Consider the following 20709-nt stretch of genomic DNA (forward strand, 5'->3'; position numbering starts at 1 on the left):
GATCTAGAGCGACGGGATCCGGTCCAGCTCGATGCCGAAGTGGGTCTTGTACGCGCTGAGCAGCGCCTCGTCCGACTCCAGGACGGTCTCGGCGCGCTCGCCGGCGACGGTGCGGATCAGCGTGCGGCCGCTGAGCGTGAGCCGGTCCGCGCCGTCCAGGCGGGTGCACACCGGGTTCTTGCGGAAGTGGGACTCCGGCCAGGTCTGCTGCCACCAGCAGGTGGGCTCGAAATCGGTCAGCGGGCGGGGGCGGCGCTCCAGCTGGTACTGCGGCGAGCCGTCGCGGTGCACCACCACGTCGCCCTGGTCCGTGTCGGTCAGGCGGAAGACGCCGCCCGGGTCGGTCTGGTCGCCGCGGTCGTTCAGGCGCAGCGGATACGAGCTGTGCCGGCCGAAGCCGACGTCGACCAGCCACTCGCCGTCGACGATCAGGGCCAGGTGGTCGAAGAGCGGGCCGAACCGGCCGTCGCCGCGGTGCACCCGGCAGGCGACCCGGTCGACGGTGTGCCCGAGCTCCTCCAGCAGCAGCGCGAACAGGCCGTTGAGCTCGTAGCAGAAGCCGCCGCGGCGGCGGCGCACGATCTTGTCGAACAGGTCGTCCGGGTCGAGCGAGATGGTCTCGCCGAGGTGGATGCTCAGGTTCTCGAAGGGCACCGCGGTCTGGTGCGCCACGGTGAGCTCGGGCAGCGTGGCGTCGCGCGGGACGCCGATCCGGTCCAGGTATGCGATCACGTCCACGGCGGGAAGCCTACGTTGACAACGATGCCGGTCACTGCGAAGGTCGGGCCGTGCACCCGATCCCCACCGACCGGGCCCGCGAGCTGGTGGCCGGCGGCTACGACACGCACGTGCACGTCGCGCCGGACGTGATGGAGCGCCGCATCGACGACGTGACGCTGGCCCGCCGGTTCGCCGAGGTGGGGCTGGCCGGGTTCGTGCTGAAGTCGCACTACGTGCCGACCGCCGAGCGTGCCCAGGTGGTCCGCGGCGTGGTGCCCGGCGTCGAGGCGCTCGGCGCGCTCACCCTGAACGGCTCGGTCGGCGGGCTCAACCCGGTGGCCGTGGAGATCGCCGGACGGCAGGGCGCCCGGATCGTCTGGCTGCCCACCGTCGACAGCGCCAACGAGCGGGCCAGCCGGGCCGCGACCCAGCCCGGCGCCACCCCGCCGATGTGGGCGGCGCTCCAGGACGAGCTGGCCGAGCAGGGCATCGTCGCGCCGCCGATCGAGGTGCTCGACGAGGGCGGGAAGATCGTGCCGGCCCTGCACGACGTGTTCGCGGTGCTGGCCAAGCACGACATGGTGCTCGCGACCGGGCACCTGAGCGGGCCGGAGATCGTCGTGGCGGTGGACGCGGCCGCGGCAGCCGGGGTGCGGCGGATCATCGTGACCCACCCCGAGTTCACCTCGCAGCAGCTGGACGTGGATACCCAGCGGCAGTTGGCGGGGCGTGGGGCGCTGCTGGAACGGTGCTTCACCACGGCGTACACCAAGAAGGTCTCTTGGGATCTGCTCTTCGCACACATCCGGGAGGTCGGGCCGGAGCATTCGCTGCTCTCCAGCGACCTGGGGCAGCCGTTCAACCCGCCGGTCGAGGACGGGCTGGCGCTGCTCGCCGACCGGCTGCTCGACGCCGGGTTCACCGAGGCCGAGGTGCGCACCATGGCGGTCGTCAACACCCGGCGGGTCCTCGGCCGCTGACCCGGTCAGTTGCGCAGCAGCAGGTCGTGCAGCTCGGCGACGCAGGCCGCGGCGTCCGCCACGTGCGCGGTGTGCCCGAACGACCGGGGCCGTGGGATGGCCACGTCGAGCACCCGGCGGACCTGGCCGGGCCGGGCGCTGAGCACCACCACCCGGTCGGCGAGCAGCACCGCCTCGGCGATCGAATGGGTCACGAAGACCGTGGTGGCCGGCGCGGCCAGGTGCATCGCCTGCAGTTGCCCGGCCAGCTCCTCGCGGGTCAGCGCGTCCAGCGCGGAGAACGGCTCGTCCATCAGCAGCACCCGGGGCCGCTGGATCAGCGCCCGGCAGAGCGCGACCCGCTGCTGCATGCCGCCGGACAGCTCGTAGGGGTGCCGGCGGTGGAAGCCGGCCAGCCCGACCGCGTCGAGCAGCTCGGCGGCCCGCGCCTGGTGCTCGGCGCGTGGCAGGCGGCGGATCTCCACCGGCAGCATCACGTTGCCGAGCACGGTGCGCCACGGCAGCAGGGCCGGCAGCTGATGCATCAGCACCACGTCCGGGCGGGGCCGCAGCACCGGCGCGCCGGCGATGGTCACGCTGCCGCCGGTCGGCGCGAGCAGCCCGGCGATCAGGCGCAGCAGCGTGGACTTGCCGCAGCCGGAGCGCCCGATCACCGCGACGAACTGGTTCTCGCCGATCGTCAGGTCGATGTCGCGCAGCGCCGCCACCTCGCCGCCGCGGGCGCTGAACGTCCGGGACACCCGGTCCAGCACGATCATCCGGAGATCGCCCGGGCCCACGGCACCAGCCACCGCTCCAGCGCCACCACCAGGTAGAACAGCACCGTGCTGAGCAGCGCGAGCAGGATGATCGCGGCGAAGGCGAGCGGCGTGTCCAGCGACATCCCGGACAGCACGATCACCGCGCCGAGACCACCGCTCGGGTTGTTGATCTCGGCGACCACCGCGCCGATCACCGCCAGGGTGACCGCGACCTTCAGACCGGTGAAGACCTGCGGGAGCGCCCACGGCAGGCGGATCTTGACGTACGTCTGCCAGGGCGACGCGGACAGCGACCGGCTCAGCTCGCCCAGTTCGGCCGGCGTCGAGGTGAGCCCGGCCATGGTCGCCACCACCACCGGGAACAGGCAGATCAGCACCACCAGCACGATCTTCGGCCGGGTGCCGAAGCCGAGCCAGACCACGAGCAGCGGGGCGAGCGCCACCTTCGGCACCGAGTTGAGCGCGACCAGCACCGGCAGGGTGGCCCGCTGCACCGCGCGCCAGGCGGTCAGCAGCACCGCCAGCAGCAGGCCGGCGACCACGGCGAGCCCGAACCCGGCCAGCGTCTCGGTCGCCGTGGCGCCGGTCTCGCGCAGCAGGTAGCCGGGCTGGGCGCGGAACGCCGCGACGATGTCCGGCGGGGCGGGCAGGATGATCCGCCGGATCCCGAACACCACGGTGGCCGCCCACCAGAGGACGATCGTGCCGGCCACCCCGGCGACCGGCAGGGCGGCCGCTTTCACGGACGGCGTCCCAGGGTGGAGTAGGTCAGGATGCCGCGGACCACCAGCCGCGGGTCCTCGGCCAGCTCGCCGAGCCGGTCGAGATCAGTTTCGGTGAGCCCGCCGGCGAGCAGCCCGGCGCGCTGCTGCTCGACGTTGACCGCGATCAGCCGCGCCCCGGCCGTCCCACCCGGCCAGGACCGGGCCCGCACCTCGGTGCTCACGTCGGTGAGCCCGGCCGCCAGCATCGCGGCGTGCACCCGGCAGCCCCAGGCCGGATCGTTGCCGTTGCCCGGCAGCACCCGCCCGACCAGGATGTCGTAGTAGCGCTCGACCAGCTCCGCGGCCGCCGCGTCCGGCGCGGCCAGCACCACCCCGCGGATCGCCGAGGCCCATTCCTCGATCAGGAGCAACCCTTCCGGTACGAGGGACGCCGCCAGTCTGCGCAGCACGCCGGCCCGGTCGGGCAGGTGGGACAGCACCAGCCGGGCGTGGATCAGGTCCCACGGCGGTTCCGGGACCGGCTCGGTGACCAGGTCGTGGCGCAGCACCCGGTAGCCCGCGCCGAGCTCCAGGTGCTGTGGCTTCAGGTCGGTGGCCAGCACCGAACCGCCCCGCCCGGCCAGCCATCCGGCGATGCTGCCGCCGCCCGCGCCGGCCTCCAGGCAGCGCCGGCCGGTGAGGTCGCCGAGCGCGGCGAGCCGTTCCACGGTGAACGGGTCGAGGATCTCGGCGAGCAGCCGGTGCCGCAACGCCGCGATCGGGTCGTCGTTGTCGAACGAGTAGGTCCCCCGCCGCGTCGTCATCGGTCAGCTCGACGGCGCCAGCGCGAAGTCGACGGCCGCGTCCGGGGTGAGGCTGCCCGGCGGGATCAGCCCGTTCTTCTCCAGGGTGGCGATGGCGCCGGCGACCCGGTCCTTCTCGATCAGCCCGGACGTCTTCACATACGGCGTCATCAGGGTGATCTCGCCGACCGCCGCGGTCACGTCCGCAGCCGGCTGCGCCTTCTTCATGATCTCGGCGGCCTCCTGCGGGTGCTCGATCGTGTACGCCAGCCCCTTGAGCGCCGCGTCCCGGAACCGTCCGGCCAGGTCCGGATCGCCCTGGGTGATGCTGACCGGGGCGATCAGCCCGTTGCCGTAGAGCTCCGGCAGGTAGGTGCTGTAGGGCATGACCACGGTCTTCTTGCCGCCGGCCGCCTTCTCCAGGCCCTTGGCGCCGATCAGGAAGGTGCTCAGCGCGTCCACCTGCCCGCCGGCCAGCAGCGCGGGCAGCTGCGGCGGTGGCGCGTTGACCCATTGCACCTTGGACTCGTCGACGCCGGCCAGTTTCGCGTAGCCCGGGAAGAGCAGCTGGTTCACCGAGCCGGTCGCGGCGCCCAGCTTGTGCCCCTCGAGATCCTTCGGCTTGGCGACCGCGGAGCCCTCCAGCGAGATGATCGAGACCAGGGTCTGCTGGTGGATCGCGGCGATCGCCCGGACGTCCCGGTACTGCCCCTTGCCGGCCAGGATCCAGGTGCCGGTCAGGTCGAGGTTGGCGAACTGCGCCTTGCCGGCCGCGAGAACCTTCAGGTTCTCTCCGGTCGCGGCGCCCAATTGAATGGTGACGTCGATCCCGGCGTCCCGGAAATACCCCTTCTCCTGGGCCACCCAGGCGAAGGCGTCCCGGCCCACCGCCCCGAAGGCGGTGAGGTAGGTGACCTGGTCAGCGGCGGGTTTGTCGCTGTCCGGCGGTTCGTCGTCGCCGCATCCTGAGATCAATAAAGCGACAACCACGACGGTGGCGAGAATGCGCTTCATGACACTGTCCCCCGCATCGGTGACACATTGATCAACAACGATACGTATCCGTGTGGCAGCCTAGCCGATCCGTCCGGGCCCGCGGTCGGTTGCGGTTGACCCGTTTTCGGTACGGGGTAGGCGCTCACGGTGCCGTACCGGGCTGCACCGGGCGGGAGAGACGAGGCAGCCTCCCCGGTTCACGAGGAGGCTGCGGTGGAGCAGTGGCGCATCAGCGGCCGAAGGAGAAGCGGCGCTTCTTCTGCGGGCGGAAGCCCTGCAGCAGGTCGGCGCCCTGGCGCAGCGCACGGCTGGCCCGGTTCGAGCCGCGCCGGGCCTCGAGGCGGTCGCTCAGCTTGCGCGCGCCGGCGGCCGCCAGCGGCACCGCGATCGCCATGATCACAAAACGTCGAATCACACCGAAAATCATCGAGAGCACTCCATCACCAGACCGGACAATGCTCAATAAATACCCACCTCGGCCGCAAGCCAATCCCGGCTGACACCATGACGCGATGGGACACGTGGAGATCAATGGCGCTCCGGCCTGCGTCGAGGCGCTGCACCGGGCCGCCACCTGGAACTACGGACACTTCACGTCGATGCAGGCACGGAGGCGTACGGTAGCCGGTCTTGATCTCCATCTCCGCCGCCTCCGGGAGGCGTCGGCGGACCTCTTCCCCGAGCGGACCCCGCCCGCCGACCGCACGATCGTCGAGCTGATCGAGCATGCGCTCGGCGCCGCGCGGGACGCCTCGGTCCGGGTCACCGTCCTCCCGGCCGCGGCGGACCCGACCGCCACCGACGTGATGGTGTCCGTCTCCGATCCGGTCCCCGACACGCCGGGCGAGCCGCTGCGGGTCCGCACCATCGTCTACGAACGCGAGCTACCCCACCTCAAACACGTCGCGACCATGGGCCTGACCTATCACTACCGTGCGGCTCGGAGGGCGGGCTTCGACGACGTCCTCTTCACCACCCGGAACGGGCAGGTCAGCGAGGGATCAGTCTGGAACGTCGCGTTCTGGGACGGCGAACGGGTGATCTGGCCGGACGCCCCGCAACTGGCCGGCATCACCATGCAGGTGCTCCGGCTCGGCCTGAAGAAGCTCGGCGTCCCCTACGAGCAGCGGCGGCTCAGCACCGCCGCGCTGGCCGGCATGCGCGCCGCCGCCGCGGTCAACTCCCATTGCCCGAACCAGCCGATCGCCGCCGTCGACGACGTCGCCCTGCCCGATCACCGCACGCTGACCGGCCTGCTCCGCGAGGCGTGGCAGCAGGTCCCGTGGGACACCGTCGCGGCCGGCCGTCAGCCCGGCTCGGACTCGTGACCGGCCGGGTGGGTGCGGAGCAGCCCGTCGTAGGCTCGCTCGGCGGTGATGTCGCCGGTGATCACGCGGTGGATGGTGCGGGTGATCGGCATCGCCAGGCCGTGCCGGTCGGCCAGCTGGACAGCGGCGTGAACGGTCTTGACGCCCTCCGCGACCTGGCCCATCTCGGCGAGGATGTCGTCCAGGCCGCGGCCGCGGCCGAGCTGCTCGCCGACGTGCCGGTTGCGGCTGTGCGGGCTGATGCAGGTCGCCACCAGGTCGCCCATCCCGGCCAGCCCGGCGAGGGTGCTCGGCTCGCCGCCCATCGCGACCGCCAGCGTGGTCAGCTCGGCCAGCCCGCGGGAGATCACCCCGGCCCGGGTGTTGTCGCCGACGCCCAGACCCTGGGCGATGCCGGTGGCGATCGCGACGACGTTCTTCAGCGCGCCGCCGACCTCGCAGCCGATCACGTCGTGGTTGGTGTAGACGCGCAGCAGCCCGCGCCGGAAGACGCGCTGGATCTCGGTGGCGACGGTGAGGTCCTCGGTCGCGATCACGGTGGCCGCCGCCATCCCGGCCATGATCTCCTTGGCCAGGTTCGGGCCGGTGAGCGCGGCGGCCGGGTGACCCGGCAGCACCTCCTTGATCACCTCGGTCATCCGGAGCAGCGAGTCCCGCTCCAGCCCCTTGCTCAGGCTGACCACCGGGATCCACGGATGCAGGTCCGGCTTGACCAGCTCCAGGGTGGCGCGGAAAGCGCCGGTCGGCACGCCGACGACGAGCAACTCCGCGTGGCCGGCCGCCTCCGCCAGGTCCGAGGTGGCGCGCAGCCGGGCCGGGAGCGGGAAGCCCTGCAGGTAGCGCTCGTTGGTGTGCTTGGCGTTGATCTCGTCGGCGGTGTCCGGGCTGCGCGCCCAGATCAACGACTCGTGGTCCCGGCGGGTGAGGACGGACGCGACCGTGGTCCCCCACGAGCCGGCGCCCAGCACGGTGATCCGCATGATTGCCCCTTCCGGCGCACCGGCCTTGAGAATACGGTCACCGGGGCCGTTGCGAGGTACCGTCCACGCGCTGCCGACGTGCCCCATGCGATGATCAGCGCATGACGATCCGAAAGGCTCATGGCCGCTGACCGCCGGCTCGCGCTGCACGCGACGCTTCCCGACCGGTACGCCCACGTCGAGGTCCTGGCCTCGACCATCGATCATCTAGGCCGGATCGTGGCGCTGCTCGCCGATCCCGCCGGTGCGGAGCACTCTCCTCCCTCCGCGCCTTCCTCCCTCTCCGCCGCACCTTCCTCCCTCTCTGCGGCACCTTCCTCCGTTCCTTCCGCACCCTCCTCCCTCTCCGCCGCAGGCTCTCCCCTCTCCGCCGCAGGCTCTCCCTTCTCCGCCGCACCCTCCTCCCTCTCCGCCGCAGGCTCCTCCCTCTCCGCAGCGAGCTACGACGCGACGGCGATCATCTGTGACGGCGCTGAGGTCCACGAGATTCCGCTGCGGGGCCTCGACCTCCGCTTCAACGACATCGATGTCCTCGACGACGGCGTCGTCCTGTCCGCCGCGCGGTGTGCCCCGACGAGGGTGCCGTTCGAGCGCCGCGGTGAGCCGGTGCCGGAGGACGAGTTGCATCTCACCGAGAACGTCCGGGTGTTCGACAGCCGCGGTCAGGTCCGGACGTCCTTCTACGCCGGTGACGGCATCGAGCAGCTCGTCACCGATCCGCACGGCACCATCTGGATCAGCTACTTCGACGAGTCGAACTACTGGTATCCCCGCGCGGACGGCACCCGTTCGTACGGATTCATGAATGGTCTTGCCCGCTGGGACCGGACCGGCGGCGATCCGTGGATGGTGCCCTTCGACACCCCGGAGGTGTCCTGGTGCGACTGCTATGCGATGAATGTCGGCCGGGACCGGGTCCACGCCTGCCCCTATCCCGATTTCGTCATGGTCGAGCTCGGCCCCGCCGAAGTCCGGTCCATCACCCCGAATCCGATCACCCGGTGCAGCGGGCTGGCCGTCGCCGGTGCGGAGTTCGCCCTCTTCGACCAGGACCGGGTCGACGACGGCTACCGGTGGAGCATCCGCCGAGGTCGCCGCGACGGCGACGAGATCGTCGAGGTCGGCCGCGAGCAGCTGCTGCTACCCGACGGACGACACCCATCCGGCTGGGGCCGCGGCAAGATCGGCCGAGACGAGAAGCTGTACCTGCACGAGAACGGCAACCCCCGGCGCTGGTACCGCTACGACCTCGACCCGGCGACAAGCTGATGCCGCATGCGGCTGCCTCCGGCTCCTTCCCCGCCGCGCCGACTTCGCCTAGTCGCCGTCGCTCGCCGCCCCCTCCACCCTGCTCGCCATCACCACATCGCTGCCTCGGCGTGGTCAGCCTCCCATCGGCCGGAGAGCTGAGCGTCACAGCGGGATTGACCTGGAGTGCGGTTCAAGTTCGACGATCTCGGCATGACTGAGATCGCTGACATCGAGCAGGTCGTCGCCAAGGTCGCGCACGCGCAGCGCCATGAGCTGGTGGACGAGTTCGTCGCCCTGTTCCGGGAGGATGCGGTGTGGACCACCGGTGCCGGGAAGCTCCTCATCGGCCGGGACGAGATCGCCGCCTTCACCCGCGAGGTGCTGACCGGCGCGATGAAAGGCCTGATTCCTTCGTACGAGGTGGTGCACGTGCTGTTCATCCGCCCGGACGTGGCGGCGGTCAAGGTGCGGCAGCGGTACTTCACGCCGGACGGAGAACTGGTGGCCGAGATGGGTGAGGGCAGCCCGCTCTACGTGATGGCCAGGGAGGATGGCCGCTGGTTGCTGACCGCGAACCAGAACACGCTGGTGGCAGCAGCCGTCCCTTCGTGACTCAAGGGTGCTGGGTGACTGGTCCCGCGTGATGGCTCCGTTCAGCTTCCACGGCGGAACCGGTCCGGCCTCGGCTCAGCACCGATGGCAAGGCTGGGCCAGTTCCGCCCGACTCGCCACCGATAGCGAGGCTGGATCGGCCCCGCCCCGACCCAGCACCGATGGCGGGGCTGAACCGGCCCGGCCTCGGCTCACCGGTGATGGCGAGGTGGGACCGGCCCGCCCTGACTCACGAGCCGAGGGCGGAACCGACCGCGCTCTGGCTGCGCCTACTGGAAGCTGACGGCGGTGGGGCGGACCACCAGGACAACGCGGTGCTCGGCGTCGCCGGGCGGGCCGTCGAACTGCATGCCGTACCGGTCGGCCAGCGTGGCGAAGAACTCAGCGCCCGGGTCCGGGTCGGTGCGCTCCAGGACGCCGCGAACCTCCAGGTAGCGGTAGGGCTGGTCGGGGTCGTTCACCGAGAGGCTGATCCGGGGCTCGGCCTGCACGTTGTGGAACTTGCGGCGGATCGTGGTGTTGGTGAAGTACAGATACGTGCCGTCGTAGCTGAACCACATCGGATTGACCTGCGGCTGGCCGTCGGGGCGGGTGGTGCCGAGGTGGCCGAAGAGCGGGCGCTCGAGAAGGTCAACGTGGCTGTCCGGAATGACACTCATGGGTCGACCATATATCAGTGCTCTGATACTCCGCAGTACACTGTCGCCATGGAACTCGGTGATCGTCTCGGGCTTGTGATCAAGCGGGCGGAGCAGGCGCTGATCGCGCGCAAGACGGCGGCGCTCCGGGAGTTCGAGCTGACCGTGCCGCAATACGCGGCGTTGCTGCTGCTGGCGTCGGCCGAGGGGATGTCCGCGGCCCAGCTCGCCCGCGAGTCGATGGTCACCCCGCAGACCATGTCCACCGTGCTGGCGAACCTGGAGGCGAAAGGCCTGATCGCCCGCACGCCGTCCCCGATGCACCAGAAACTGGTGGTCAACCGCGTGACCCCGGCCGGCCACGCCGTGCTGACCGAAGCCGACGCGGCGGCCAGCCGGATCGAGAGCCGGCTGGCCGCCGCGTTCAGCGACGACGAGCGCGATCAGTTCCGCGCGCTGCTGGAGCGTGCGATCAACGAGCTCACGCGCGAGCCCGCGCCGACCAGCGAGCCCACGCCGTAGGGCTCACCCGCAAGCCCGCGCCGACCAGCAAACCCTCGCCATAGGGCGCACGCGCAAGCTTGCTCCAGGCTCACCCGCAAGCCCGCTCCGGGCTTACGCGCAGGCCGCCCGCGGCTTACGCGCAGGCCCGCTCCAGGCTCATCCGCAAGTCCGCTCGAGCCTTACGCGCAGGCCGCCCCCGGCTTACGCGCAAGCCCGCCCCAGGCTCACGCCCGAGTGATCCAGAAGGTCAACCCGATCGACTCGTCGGTGAACACCTGCGGGTCGGCCCAGTCCGGCTCCCCGGCGGCGAAGTCGACGGCCAGCACCTCGTCAGCGACCAGCTCGCCGTGCTCGGTGAAAGCCAGTGCGGTCTCCGGCTCGGCCCGGTGACGCAGCCGGATCCGGTCGGAGACCTCCAGCCCGCTGGACTTGCGGGCCTCCTGGATCTGCCGGATCGCATCACGAGCCAGGCCGGCCCGGCGCAGCTCCGGCGTCAGGTGCAGGTCCAGCGCCAGGGTGGCGCCGGCATCGGAGGCGACCGCCCAGCCCTCGCGCGGCGTCTCGGTGATCACGACCTCGTCCGGCGCGAGGACGATCTGCTCGTCGCCGACCGTCACGGTGGCGGCTCCGGTCGTACGCAAACTGGTCTTGAGGTCTGCGGCGTCAGCCGCCTGGATCGCGGCCGCCACCTGCTGGACGGCCTTGCCGAACCGCTTGCCCAGCGCACGGAAGTTCGCCTTGGCGGTGGTGTCGACAAACGAACCGGCGAGCGGCTCGACCGCGTTGACATTGAGCTCCGCGGCGATCTCCTGGAGCAGTTCCGGGGTGAGGTCGGCCGCGCCGGAGACCAGCGCGCGGGACAGCGGCTGGCGGATCTTGAGACCGGACTCGGCGCGGGCGGTGCGGCCCAGCTCGACCAGCCGCCGGGTGGTGGCCATCTGCGCCGACAGTCGCTCGTCGACCAGCGCGGCGTCCGCCTCCGGGAAGGGGGCCAGGTGCACCGACTGCGGCGCCTGCGGGTCGACCGGAACGATCAGGTCCTGCCAGACCTGCTCGGTGACGAACGGGGTGATCGGCGCCATCAGCAGGGTCACGGTGCGGAGCGCCTCGTGGAGGGTGGCGAGGGCGGCCGGGTCACCGCGCCAGAACCGGCGGCGGCTGCGCCGCACGTACCAGTTGGAGAGGTCGTCGATGAAGGCGGCGATCAGCTTGCCGGTCTCGTGCGGGTCGAAGGCGGCCAGGGCCGCGTCCACCTTCGTGATCAGCTGCTGCAACTCGGAGAGCACCCAGCGGTCCAGCGCGGACCGCTCGGCGGGCGCCGGGTCCGCCTCGCTCGGCGTCCACTGCGCTGTCCGCCCGTAGAGCACCTGGAAGGCGACGGTGTTCCAGTACGTCAGCAGGACCTTGCGGACCACCTCCTGCAACGCCGCGTGACCGACCCGCCGGGCTGACCACGGGGAGCCGACGGCGGCCATGTACCACCGGACCGCGTCGGCGCCGTGCTGGTCCATCAGCGAGATCGGCTCGAGGATGTTGCCGAAGTGCTTGGACATCTTGCGGCCGTCCTCGGCGAGGATGTGACCCAGGCAGACGACGTTCTCATACGACGAGCGGTCGAAGACCAGCGTGCTGACCGCCATCAGGGTGTAGAACCAGCCGCGGGTCTGGTCGATCGCCTCGGAGATGAACTGGGCGGGGAAGCGGGTCTCGAACAGCTCGCGGTTCTGGTACGGATACCCGAACTGGGCGAACGGCATGGAGCCGGAGTCATACCAGGCGTCGATGACCTCCGGGACCCGCCGGGCCTCCGCGGAGCACTCCGGGCACGCGAAGCTGACCTCGTCGATGAACGGCCGGTGCGGATCCAGGCCGGACAGGTCACGACCCGCCAGCCGGGACAGCTCCTCCCGCGACCCGACGCAGGTCAGGTGGTCGGCCTCGCAGCGCCAGATCGGCAGCGGCGTGCCCCAGTACCGGTTCCGCGACAGCGCCCAGTCGACGTTGTTGTTCAGCCAGTCGCCGTACCGGCCGTGCTTCAGGTTGCCGGGCTGCCAGTTCGTCCGCTCGTTCTCCCGGAGCAGCGCGTCCCGGACAGCGGTGGTCCGCACATACCACGACGGCTGGGCGTAGTAGATCAGTGCGGTGTGGCAGCGCCAGCAGTGCGGATACTTGTGCTCGTAGGGCTCGTGCCGGAAGAGCAGGCCGCTCTCCCGCAGCTCCTCGACGAGCGGCCCGTTCGCCTCGCGGAAGAACATGCCGCCGACCAGCTCGATCTCCGGCTCGAACGTGCCGTCGCGGCGCACCGGGTTGACCATCGGCAGCCCGTAGGCGCGGCAACTGGCCAGGTCGTCGGCGCCGAACGCCGGCGCCTGGTGGACCAGCCCGGTGCCGCTGTCGGTGGTCACGTAGTTCGCCAGGATCACGATGTGCGCGTCGGGCACCTCGACCAGCTGGAACGGTGGCTGATAGGTCCAGCGCTCCAGCTCCTTGCCGGCGAAGGTCTCGCCGGTCGCGGTCCAGCCCTCCGGGATCAGCGGCTCGGCGACCACCAGCCGCTCCTTGCCGTCGGTGACCACGGCATAGGTCACCGACGGGTGCACCGCCACCGCGGTGTTGGACACCAGGGTCCACGGCGTCGTCGTCCAGACCAGCAGCGACGCCCGGCCCGCCAGCGGTCCCGAGGTGAGCGGGAACCGCACGTAGACCGATGGATCGACGTCGACCTCATAGCCCTGGTCCAGCTCGTGGTCGGAGAGCGTGGTCTGGTCCCGCGGGCACCACGGCGCCACCCGGAAGTCCTCGACCAGCAGCCCCTTGTCGAAGATCTGCTTGAGCGACCACCAGACCGAGTCGATGTATTCGGGGTCCATGGTGCGGTAGGCGTCGTCCATGTCGACCCAGTAGCCCATCCGCTGGGTGAGCTCGGTGAACGCGTCGGTGTGCCGGGTCACCGACGCACGGCACCTGTCATTGAACTCGGCGATGCCATAGGCCTCGATGTCCTGCTTGCCGGTGAAACCCAGCTCCTTCTCCACCGCCAGCTCGACCGGCAGGCCGTGGCAGTCCCACCCGGCCTTGCGGGCCACGTGGTAGCCCTTCATCGTCCGGTAGCGCGGGAACACGTCCTTGAAGACGCGCGCCTCGATGTGATGCGCGCCGGGCATCCCGTTCGCCGTCGGCGGACCCTCGTAGAAGACCCACTCCGGGCGGCCCGCGGACTGGCGCAGGCTCTGCCCGAAGACGTCGTGCTCCTGCCAGAACCGCAGGATCGCGTGGTCGAGAGCTGGAAGATCAACCTGGGCGGGGACCGGACGATACATGCGGACGACCATACTCAGCACGGCGCGGCGGCGTGGCAGCGACTTTACCTCGGTCCCTCTTCAGGAAGGCGACGTGCGTCACTCCACCACATCGGCCGCCGACTCGCGCAGCACGCCCCGCACCGCGGCCAGCACCTCGTCGTCCGCGCCCAGCCCGGCCAGCACGCCGATCAGGTAGGCGCCGACCACGTCGTAGTGCTCCGGCGCGATGCCGAGTCCGAGGTGCGCGCCGCGCAGATCCCGGCCGGTGTACTCGGCCGGGCCGCCGAGCACCTGGCTGAGCAGCGCGACCATGTGTCCCTTGAGCCGCCCGAGATCCAGCCCCTGGAAGTAGTCGGACAGCCGCTCATCAGCGAGAACGACCCGGTACAGAGCGTCGACCGCGGTCGTCACCGCGGCCTGCCCGCCAAGGCGGACATAGAAAGAGGCATCCACAGGCCAGAACATAGAGGTCCGGCAATCCGTTTGTCCGCCCGCAATCCTTACGGTACGACCAGCCGGCCGGATTTTTGTCGGAGGCGCCCACTACCTTGCCGTCCATGACCGCCGATCTGCCGTTCGAGCGCCGCACCGCCATGATCCGCGCCGGTGACGTGGAGTCGATCGCCGCCGCCCCACCCGCGGTGGACGAGCCGGTCCACCGGGCTCGGGAAATGTCAGAGGGTCCGGTTAGGTTGCCGGCATGAGCGTCGATCTCACCTTCGAGCGGCTCGTCCCCCTGCTGCAGGGGAACGAATTCGAGCAGGTCGCCACCACCTTGGTCGAGGCGGGCGAGCCGGCCCGCCGGGCGCTCGCCGGCCCGCTCCAGGAGTATCTGCGTGGCGAGGAGCCGGTGCCCTACCCGCAGCCGGTCTACCCGATGCACGATCCACGCTGGACGCCGCCCGGGATGCCGGTCCGGATCGACCGCATCGAGCTGCTCCGGCGCCACAACCAGGCGGCCACGGTGGCCGGCGCGGCCTGCCTGACCGGGACGGCGAAGCTGGTCACCTGGCTGCGATCCGGCTGGTTCGGCCACCGTGATCCGGCCTTCGCCGACGCGATCCTCCGGGTGCTGTTGGCGCCCGGGCGGCCACCGCTCTCCGCCGTGGCCCGGTCGCTGGCGACGAAACTCCGGCCCCGCCAGGCGGAGCAGCTGTGGTGGATGATCAGCCGCCTGCTGGTCGCCGCCGGCGAGCCGGCCCCGGTCACCGAGGCCACCCTGACCGGCTGGGTGTGGGAGACCGGCTGCACGGCCGCCGCGCTGCGCGCCGACCCGCACACCGCGGTGCTGCTCCCCCACCTGTTCACCACCCCGCGGATCACCGCGCTGCTGGAGCCGGAGGCGGCGGCCGGCCTCGCCGAGCTGGCCGCCGACAGTGCCGAGACCCGGGCGGTGGTGCTGGCCGGCTGCGTGTTCCGGCTGGCCGACGGCGATCGCCCCGGCGCGCTGCGCCCGGTGGTCGACCTGCACCGGCGGCTCGCCCCCAGCGCCGCCGAGTGCGCCGAGCATCACCAGGCCTATCTCCGCATGCTGAGCGGTCCGCACAGCACCGTCGTCGAGCAGGCGATCCAGGCGCTGCGCACGGCGTTCGACGCCGGGCTGCTGGACGCCGAGGTGGTCGCCGACGCGGCCTGGACGGTCCTTCCCCGCCGGGAGAAAAAGCTGGTCCGTGCCCAGCTGGACTGGCTGGCCGACGCCCTCGGCCGCAAACCCGACCAGTTGCTGTTCGAGGCGCTGCTCACCGGGCTGCACAGCGATGCCGTCGATCTCGCCGAGCGCACGTTGCGGCTGGCCGCCACCCATCTGCCCGCCCTCGGCCCGCCCGCCCGGCAGCAGCTGGCCGCCGTCGCCGACGGTCTTACCGGCGACCTCGAGCGGCAGGTCGCCGCCCTGCTGTCATCCGCCGAGCCGGCCGTGGACAGCGGGCCCGGGCAGGCCCGTGTCCCCGACGGTCGCGGGAGCGGCGCGGCGACCTCCGCCGGCGAGCGGCCGGGTGCCGCGCCGATGCCCGAGCGGATCGCGTCGATTCCCGAGCTGATCTCCGCCACCGTCGCGCTGTTCGGGAAGGAGCTGCTCGAGCCGGTGCAGTTGGAGCTGGTCCTGGACGGGCTGGTGCGGTTCGTCCGGATCGACCGGGCGGCGGTCGCCGCCGGCCTGGAGCCGCAGGTCCCGCAGTGGTACGAGTCGCCGCTGGCCGTGCTCTGCCGGGTGATCTGGACCGGCAGCTGGCCCGGGTGGCAGCCGGGTCAGCTGTGGGACCGGGTCACCGCGCCGCCGCCGTGGATGGTGGCGGAGCGCCTGCTCGAGCTGGCCGCGCAGATGGCCGGCGAGCCGCCACCGGCGTTGCTGGCCACACCGGCCACCGTGGACGGGCACGTCGACCCACGGCGCGTGCTGGCGCTGCTCACCATGGCCGAGGACGAGCAGTGGCAGCCCGGCCGATTCGACCTGTCCCAGGCCCTGCTGCGACTGCCCCGCGAGCCGGACCCGGCAGTGGTGGCCGATGCCGAGCGCCTGACCAGTCCGGCCGGGCGGACCTTCGCGGCGTGGCTGCGCGGCGGTGGGCTGCCCGATCCCGAGGTCGTCACCCTCGACACGCTCTGGCACAGCTGCGCCGACCCCGGCGACTGCACGTGCCGGATGCCGTACCAGCCGCGGCGGACCACCGCCTTCGAGCCGCTCCACCTGCCGGTGCCGGTGACCGTCACCAGCCATCCGGGCACCGATCGGCCGCGAGCCCGCACCGCCCACCGGGAGCCGCACGCGCCGCCCGAGGAGCCCACCGCCGCGCCGAGCGGGCCGCCCGCCTCGGCTGAGCTGATGGCGTTCACCGTGCCGCGCGGACTGCTGGCGATGGCCGCCGACGAGGCCCCCTACCGCTCGATCGACTACCACCGCCGCGCCGAGATGGCGTCCTGGCCGATGATGCTGCCCGGCCACCCGGAGATCGTGGCCGCGCAGGCGTTGCCCGAGCTGGCCACCGCGGCCGACAACGACCTGCACCATCAGCTCGCCCTGTTGCCGGTGCTCGCCGCCTCGACCGGTCCGTTCGGCCGGGCGATGGCACTCTGTTTGGCGTGCGGTCTCAGTGCCGGACGCGGCACCGGCCGCGTCGCCGCCACGGACGCGTTCCTGGAGCTGGCCGCCCGCGGCAAACTGGACGGCGCCATGGTCGGCCAGGAGTTAGCCGCCGTGCACGGGACCGGCCGGCTGACCGTCAAACGGGTGGCCGGTTGCCTCACCGAGGCAGTGCGCGCCGGGGCCACCACGGAGGTGTGGGCCGCCGTCCGTGAGCTGCTGCCGGTCGTGCTCGCCGACCCGGGCCCGGGCGCTCCCGATCTGCTCGTCGTCGCCGAAGCGGCAGCCGCCGCCACCGGCGCCTGCGACACGTTCGCCGGGCTCGACGAGATCGCTGCCCGCCGCGGCCGCACCCGCCTGGTCACCGAGGCCGCCCGCCTGTCCCGCACCCTGTCCGCCAACCGATCACCGGCCGGCCGCTGATGGACGGCCAGGCCGCTCAGCGAGGCCATCCAGAGGCCGGCCAGTCCTGCACCATGTCCAGGCCGGGTGTGGGGCACGACATCCGGGATCGGGTCATCGGGCAGCGCTTCGACCTTGGTGTCGGCGTGGACCTCGACGATCCGCTGGATTGGGGTTGCGCTCGTCGCCGGCCCGTCTTGTCGCTCGGCCGCGACCCGCTCAATGGCCGATCTACTCAATCGCCCACCAACTTGGCTGCCGCTTCGCCGGCCGCCGGTCCGCCGCTTCGCCGGTCCGCCGCTTCGCCGCTCCGCCGGTCCGCCGCTTCGCCGATCCGCCGATCCGCCGATCCGCCGATCCGCTCAACCCTGACCCGGTTGAGCGCCGTTGGGCTCCAGCGTCGACTCGTTCGGCTCGCCGGCTGCGGGATCGGGGCGTGTGGGTGTGGTGGGGGTGGCGTCGGGACGACAGGATGGGCGGATGCGAGTGTCGATCTTGGTGGGTCAGGTGCCGGCGGTGTGGGACGTCGGGACGAATCTGGCCACGGTTCGGGAAGTGGTCGGGGAGGCTCAGACCGGCGATGTGGTGGTGCTGCCGGAGGGGCTGTTGTCCGGGTACGGCGAGGATCTCGGGCCGGTCCGGGACCTCGACCCGGCTGAGCTGAAGGAGGCGATCGGGCAGGTCGAGCAGCTGGCGCGGCGGCATGGGGTGCAGGTGTTCTGCGGATCGTTGCTGCCCGAGGACGGTGGTTGGGCGAACGCTGGGCTGTTCTTCCCGGCGGAGGGAGGGCACCAGGTCTATCGGAAGATCAACCTGGCGATGAACGAGCGCGGGCCCCTACGGGCCGGGGAGAGTCTGCCGACCTTCGCCGTTGGTGGGCCGGACGGCTCCGGGTTTGTCGCCGGGGTGCAGCTGTGCCGGGAGATCCGGTTCCCGGAGCAGTGGCAGTACCTCGCGGCGGCCGGGGCTCAGCTGCTGGTGTATCTGACCAACGCGGCCAACCCGAACGAGCCCGCCGGGGTGTGGCGGAGCCATCTGATCAGCCGGGCGGCGGAGAACCAGCGGTTCCTGGCTTCGGCGAACATCGTCAGCCCGGATCAGCACTGCCCGAGCATGGTGGTCTCGCCGCGCGGTGAGGTGCTCGCGGAGGTGCCGGCCGGGCAGCGCGGGGTGGTGCGGCACACCGTCGACCTGAGCGAGAACAGCGGCTGGTATCTCGGCCAGCGCCGCCAGGACGTCGTCTCCCTGACCTACCACCGAGACTGACACCGCCCGGGGACGGAGCGAGGTCACGGCCGGACACGGAACAGGGTCACGGCCGGGAGGGCGGAGCAAGGTCACGGCCGGGCGCGGAACAAGCTCACGGCCGGGATGGCGGAACAAGTGCACGGCACGGCGCGGAACAAAGGTCACGGCCAGGAGGGCGGAGCAAGGTCACGGCCCGGCGCGGGGCAAGGTCACGGCCGGGATTAGCGGAATGCTGGGAACGGGCCGATGCCGCAGGCGGTCAGGCCATGGCGGAGCAGGATCTGGTGGCTGCGGGCTACGGCCTGGTGGCTGCCTACGGCGATCGGGTAGCTGCCGGTCCGGCCGGCGTAGAGGGTCAGCATGACGGCGTGGGGCAGGGTGACGCCGGGGAGAGCGGACCAGACGGCGGTCACCGCGGAGTCGAGCGACTGGGAACGGTCGGCGCCGAGGTAGATCGCGGCTTCCCGGGAGCGGTCGAGGTGGTGCGGGGCTGGAGCCGGTGGGTCCTCGGACTGCAGCGCCGGCCATAGCGAGTCGACCAGCGCGGGCAGGTCGTGGTCCTGGCGGAAGTCGCGGCCGCGTGGCCGGGGCGCGGTCAGGACGGGCGCGGTCGAGGCGGGCGCGGTCGAGGCGGGCGCGGTCGGGACAGGCGCGGTCGGGACAGGCGCGGTCGGGACAGGCGCGGTCGGGACAGGCGCGGTCGGGACAGGCGCGGTCGGGACAGGCGCGGTCGGGACAGGCGCGGTCGGGACAGGCGCGGTCGGGACAGGCGCGGTCGGGACAGGCGCGGTCAGGGCCGGATCAGACGGGGTGGGCGCGGTCAGGGCCGGATCAGACGGGACTGGATCCGACAAGAGTGAATCTGACGAAGCCGGATCCGACAGGGCGAAAGGGGCTGCGCATTGCGGGCAGCGGCCGAGGAGATGGTTTGCCTGGCGGCCCAGTTCGGCGGGATGTTCGGCGGTGTGGAGCAGGTTGGCGAACGGGCCGTTGGCGTAGCGGGAGCGGATGGTGCGTTTGACTCGGCGGGCGGCTTCGAAGGCGTCCGGGCCTTCCAACAGCAGGACCTCGGAAGGGCCGGAGCACAGGTAGCGGTCGAGGAAGGCGTGCATCAGCACGTGGCCGTCCTCGGTGTATTCCGACCAGAGGAAACGCACGTCGGCGGGGGTCAACGTGACCGGATGCCGGCAGACGACGGTCAACCCCTCGGCGGCCACCGCGGCCTCCACCGCGACACGACGGTCCGCGACCGCCGAAGAGTCGCCAGCCGAGGAGGGCTGGCCCGGGAGCGGCCCCGAGGAGGAGCGGAACGCAGGCGGATCCGAGGAACGGGCCGAGCGCGGGCCCACGAAGGAGCAGACCGCAGGCGCATCCAAGGAACCGCCCGGAAGCGCCCCCGAGCAGCAGCAGACCGCAGGCGCATCCGCGGAACGGCCCGGAAGCGGCCCCGAGCAGGAGCAGACCGCAGGCGGATCCGCGGAACGGCCCGAGCGCGGGCCCGAGGTGGACTGGGCCGGCGGCAGGCAGTCCGGTTTGAGGAGGATGAACGCGCGGGACAAGTTCAGCGGCCTCATTCCGACGGTGCCGGGGCTGCCATCCTACGTTCGGCAGCGGCGGTCACCCGGGCGCTGCCACACCGCTCCGCGACGACCAGCTCGCTCGCCCGGTCGTAGGTGAGCTCCGGGGTCCCGGCGACGATCACGTCAGCCCGCTCCCAGGGCCGCTGGCCGGAGAGGAACGGGATCTCCTCGGCCATCCACTCGTGCCAGAAGTCGATGGTGGCCTGGTCACCGCCGTCCCGCTCGATGCCCCGGCGCTCCGCCTCGGCGAAGTCCGACTGCACCCACACCAGCGCGTCCAGGTAGCCGGCCAGCTCGCGGCGGCCGGCGCCGACACCCTCCACGACGACCAGGTCGAGCCCGGCCGGGATCTCGATCGCACCGGGCCGCCCCTTCGCGATCCAGCCCGGCGGCCGGTAGCGAACCGGCTCGCCGCGCCGCAGCGGCGCCAGGATGCCGTCGATCAGCAAGTCGGCCCAGTCGAAGAACGAGTGGTGCCACGCGACGTCGTCGGTGTGCACCACGGCGGAGCGTTCGACGGCCGCGGTCAGCACCCCGGCCACCGTGGTCTTGCCGCCGGCGCCGCGCCCGTCCACCGCCACGATCCGCGGCAGCGGCCCGAGCCGGCGCAGCACCTCGGTCACCGCGACCACCTGCCACGGTCCGGCCGCCGGCTCCCCCGGCCCCAGCTTCATCGGCATCCCGCCATTATCCGATCCACGGCGCGATCCGCTCACCGGCGCGGTGGCCGGACCGCCACTCGTGCCGGTTCCCGCCGGCGTGCGGGGCGCCGATCGGGCCCGGCTCCAGCTCGGGGCGGGACGGTCACGACGCGAACTCGT

General features: G+C 71.8%; 20 protein-coding genes. 8 read left to right on the top strand and 12 right to left on the bottom strand.

All coding sequences use genetic code 11. From position 1 onward, the window contains the following. Positions 1-3 precede the first annotated feature (3 nt). On the bottom strand, positions 4-738 hold the full coding sequence (locus BJY16_RS38305) for an arylamine N-acetyltransferase family protein (RefSeq protein WP_185044421.1): 735 nt from the start codon (positions 736-738) through the stop codon (positions 4-6). Between the two features lie 50 nt (positions 739-788). On the opposite strand from BJY16_RS38305, the gene BJY16_RS38310 reads away from it, so the two are divergent. Then, a complete protein-coding gene (locus BJY16_RS38310) occupies positions 789-1700 on the top strand; it encodes a DUF6282 family protein (protein WP_185044422.1) in 912 nt (303 codons plus the stop codon). Between the two features lie 5 nt (positions 1701-1705). On the opposite strand, the gene BJY16_RS38315 is transcribed toward BJY16_RS38310, so the two are convergent. The 5 genes from BJY16_RS38315 to BJY16_RS38335 form a co-directional block, all read right to left on the bottom strand. Next, the gene (locus BJY16_RS38315; protein WP_185044423.1) at positions 1706-2458 is read right to left on the bottom strand and encodes an ABC transporter ATP-binding protein; all 753 of its coding nucleotides are present in this window, start codon (positions 2456-2458) and stop codon (positions 1706-1708) included. After that, positions 2455-3204, bottom strand: coding sequence for an ABC transporter permease (locus BJY16_RS38320; protein ID WP_185044424.1), 750 nt, complete (start codon positions 3202-3204; stop codon positions 2455-2457). The genes BJY16_RS38315 and BJY16_RS38320 overlap by 4 nt, the downstream gene beginning before the upstream one ends. Further along, positions 3201-3989 carry a class I SAM-dependent methyltransferase gene (locus BJY16_RS38325; RefSeq protein ID WP_185044425.1) on the bottom strand — a complete coding sequence of 263 codons (789 nt, stop codon included), beginning with the start codon at positions 3987-3989 and terminating at the stop codon, positions 3201-3203. Before BJY16_RS38325 ends, BJY16_RS38320 begins: the two co-directional genes overlap by 4 nt. Before the next feature lie 3 nt (positions 3990-3992). After that, a complete protein-coding gene (locus tag BJY16_RS38330; RefSeq protein WP_185044426.1) occupies positions 3993-4982 on the bottom strand; it encodes an ABC transporter substrate-binding protein in 990 nt (329 codons plus the stop codon). Positions 4983-5193: 211 nt separating this feature from the next. Continuing rightward, positions 5194-5391: a hypothetical protein gene (locus tag BJY16_RS38335; protein ID WP_185046872.1), complete on the bottom strand. Its 198-nt coding sequence runs from the start codon at positions 5389-5391 to the stop codon at positions 5194-5196. An 85-nt stretch (positions 5392-5476) separates the two neighbouring features. Here BJY16_RS38335 and BJY16_RS38340 point away from each other — a divergent pair, with 85 nt between their 5' ends. Beyond that, entirely contained in the window at positions 5477-6292 is an 816-nt protein-coding gene (locus BJY16_RS38340; RefSeq protein ID WP_185044427.1) for an aminotransferase class IV, read from the top strand. On the opposite strand, the gene BJY16_RS38345 is transcribed toward BJY16_RS38340, so the two are convergent. Beyond that, positions 6271-7272: an NAD(P)H-dependent glycerol-3-phosphate dehydrogenase gene (locus BJY16_RS38345; protein ID WP_185044428.1), complete on the bottom strand. Its 1002-nt coding sequence runs from the start codon at positions 7270-7272 to the stop codon at positions 6271-6273. The two genes, BJY16_RS38340 and BJY16_RS38345, sit on opposite strands and share 22 nt — an antisense overlap. Positions 7273-7392: 120 nt before the next feature. On the opposite strand from BJY16_RS38345, the gene BJY16_RS38350 reads away from it, so the two are divergent. After that, positions 7393-8541, top strand: a complete 1149-nt coding sequence (locus BJY16_RS38350) for a hypothetical protein (RefSeq protein ID WP_185044429.1) — start codon at positions 7393-7395, stop codon at positions 8539-8541. Between the two features lie 192 nt (positions 8542-8733). After that, positions 8734-9135, top strand: a complete 402-nt coding sequence (locus BJY16_RS38355; protein WP_185044430.1) for an SgcJ/EcaC family oxidoreductase — start codon at positions 8734-8736, stop codon at positions 9133-9135. Between the two features lie 269 nt (positions 9136-9404). Here the strand turns inward: BJY16_RS38355 and BJY16_RS38360 are convergent, their stop codons facing one another. Next, complete coding sequence (locus tag BJY16_RS38360) at positions 9405-9794, bottom strand: PPOX class F420-dependent oxidoreductase (protein ID WP_185044431.1); 390 nt, start codon at positions 9792-9794, stop codon at positions 9405-9407. A gap of 48 nt (positions 9795-9842) precedes the next feature. Between BJY16_RS38360 and BJY16_RS38365 the strand changes: the two genes are divergently transcribed. Beyond that, a complete protein-coding gene (locus BJY16_RS38365) occupies positions 9843-10295 on the top strand; it encodes a MarR family winged helix-turn-helix transcriptional regulator (RefSeq protein ID WP_185044432.1) in 453 nt (150 codons plus the stop codon). Between the two features lie 206 nt (positions 10296-10501). Here the strand turns inward: BJY16_RS38365 and ileS are convergent, their stop codons facing one another. Both ileS and BJY16_RS38375 read right to left on the bottom strand, forming a co-directional pair. Continuing rightward, positions 10502-13597: an isoleucine--tRNA ligase gene (ileS, locus tag BJY16_RS38370; protein ID WP_185044433.1), complete on the bottom strand. Its 3096-nt coding sequence runs from the start codon at positions 13595-13597 to the stop codon at positions 10502-10504. Positions 13598-13675: 78 nt separating this feature from the next. Further along, positions 13676-14032, bottom strand: a complete 357-nt coding sequence (locus BJY16_RS38375) for a group I truncated hemoglobin (RefSeq protein WP_239176935.1) — start codon at positions 14030-14032, stop codon at positions 13676-13678. 104 nt (positions 14033-14136) lie between these two features. Between BJY16_RS38375 and BJY16_RS38380 the strand changes: the two genes are divergently transcribed. From BJY16_RS38380 to BJY16_RS38390, 3 genes are all read left to right on the top strand, one after another. Next, positions 14137-14283: a hypothetical protein gene (locus BJY16_RS38380; protein ID WP_185044435.1), complete on the top strand. Its 147-nt coding sequence runs from the start codon at positions 14137-14139 to the stop codon at positions 14281-14283. Next, the gene (locus BJY16_RS38385; RefSeq protein ID WP_185044436.1) at positions 14280-17081 is read left to right on the top strand and encodes a DUF6493 family protein; all 2802 of its coding nucleotides are present in this window, start codon (positions 14280-14282) and stop codon (positions 17079-17081) included. The genes BJY16_RS38380 and BJY16_RS38385 overlap by 4 nt, the downstream gene beginning before the upstream one ends. Positions 17082-17540: 459 nt before the next feature. Next, positions 17541-18326: a carbon-nitrogen hydrolase family protein gene (locus BJY16_RS38390; RefSeq protein ID WP_185044437.1), complete on the top strand. Its 786-nt coding sequence runs from the start codon at positions 17541-17543 to the stop codon at positions 18324-18326. A gap of 203 nt (positions 18327-18529) precedes the next feature. On the opposite strand, the gene BJY16_RS38395 is transcribed toward BJY16_RS38390, so the two are convergent. After that, on the bottom strand, positions 18530-19537 hold the full coding sequence (locus tag BJY16_RS38395) for a hypothetical protein (RefSeq protein ID WP_185044438.1): 1008 nt from the start codon (positions 19535-19537) through the stop codon (positions 18530-18532). Positions 19538-19878: 341 nt separating this feature from the next. After that, positions 19879-20568 (bottom strand): uridine kinase family protein, encoded by a 690-nt coding sequence (locus BJY16_RS38400; protein WP_185044439.1) that lies wholly within the window; start codon positions 20566-20568, stop codon positions 19879-19881. Positions 20569-20709: the final 141 nt, after the last annotated feature.

It is taken from the genome of Actinoplanes octamycinicus (genome assembly GCF_014205225.1).
Classification (GTDB): Bacteria; Actinomycetota; Actinomycetes; order Mycobacteriales; family Micromonosporaceae; genus Actinoplanes; species Actinoplanes octamycinicus.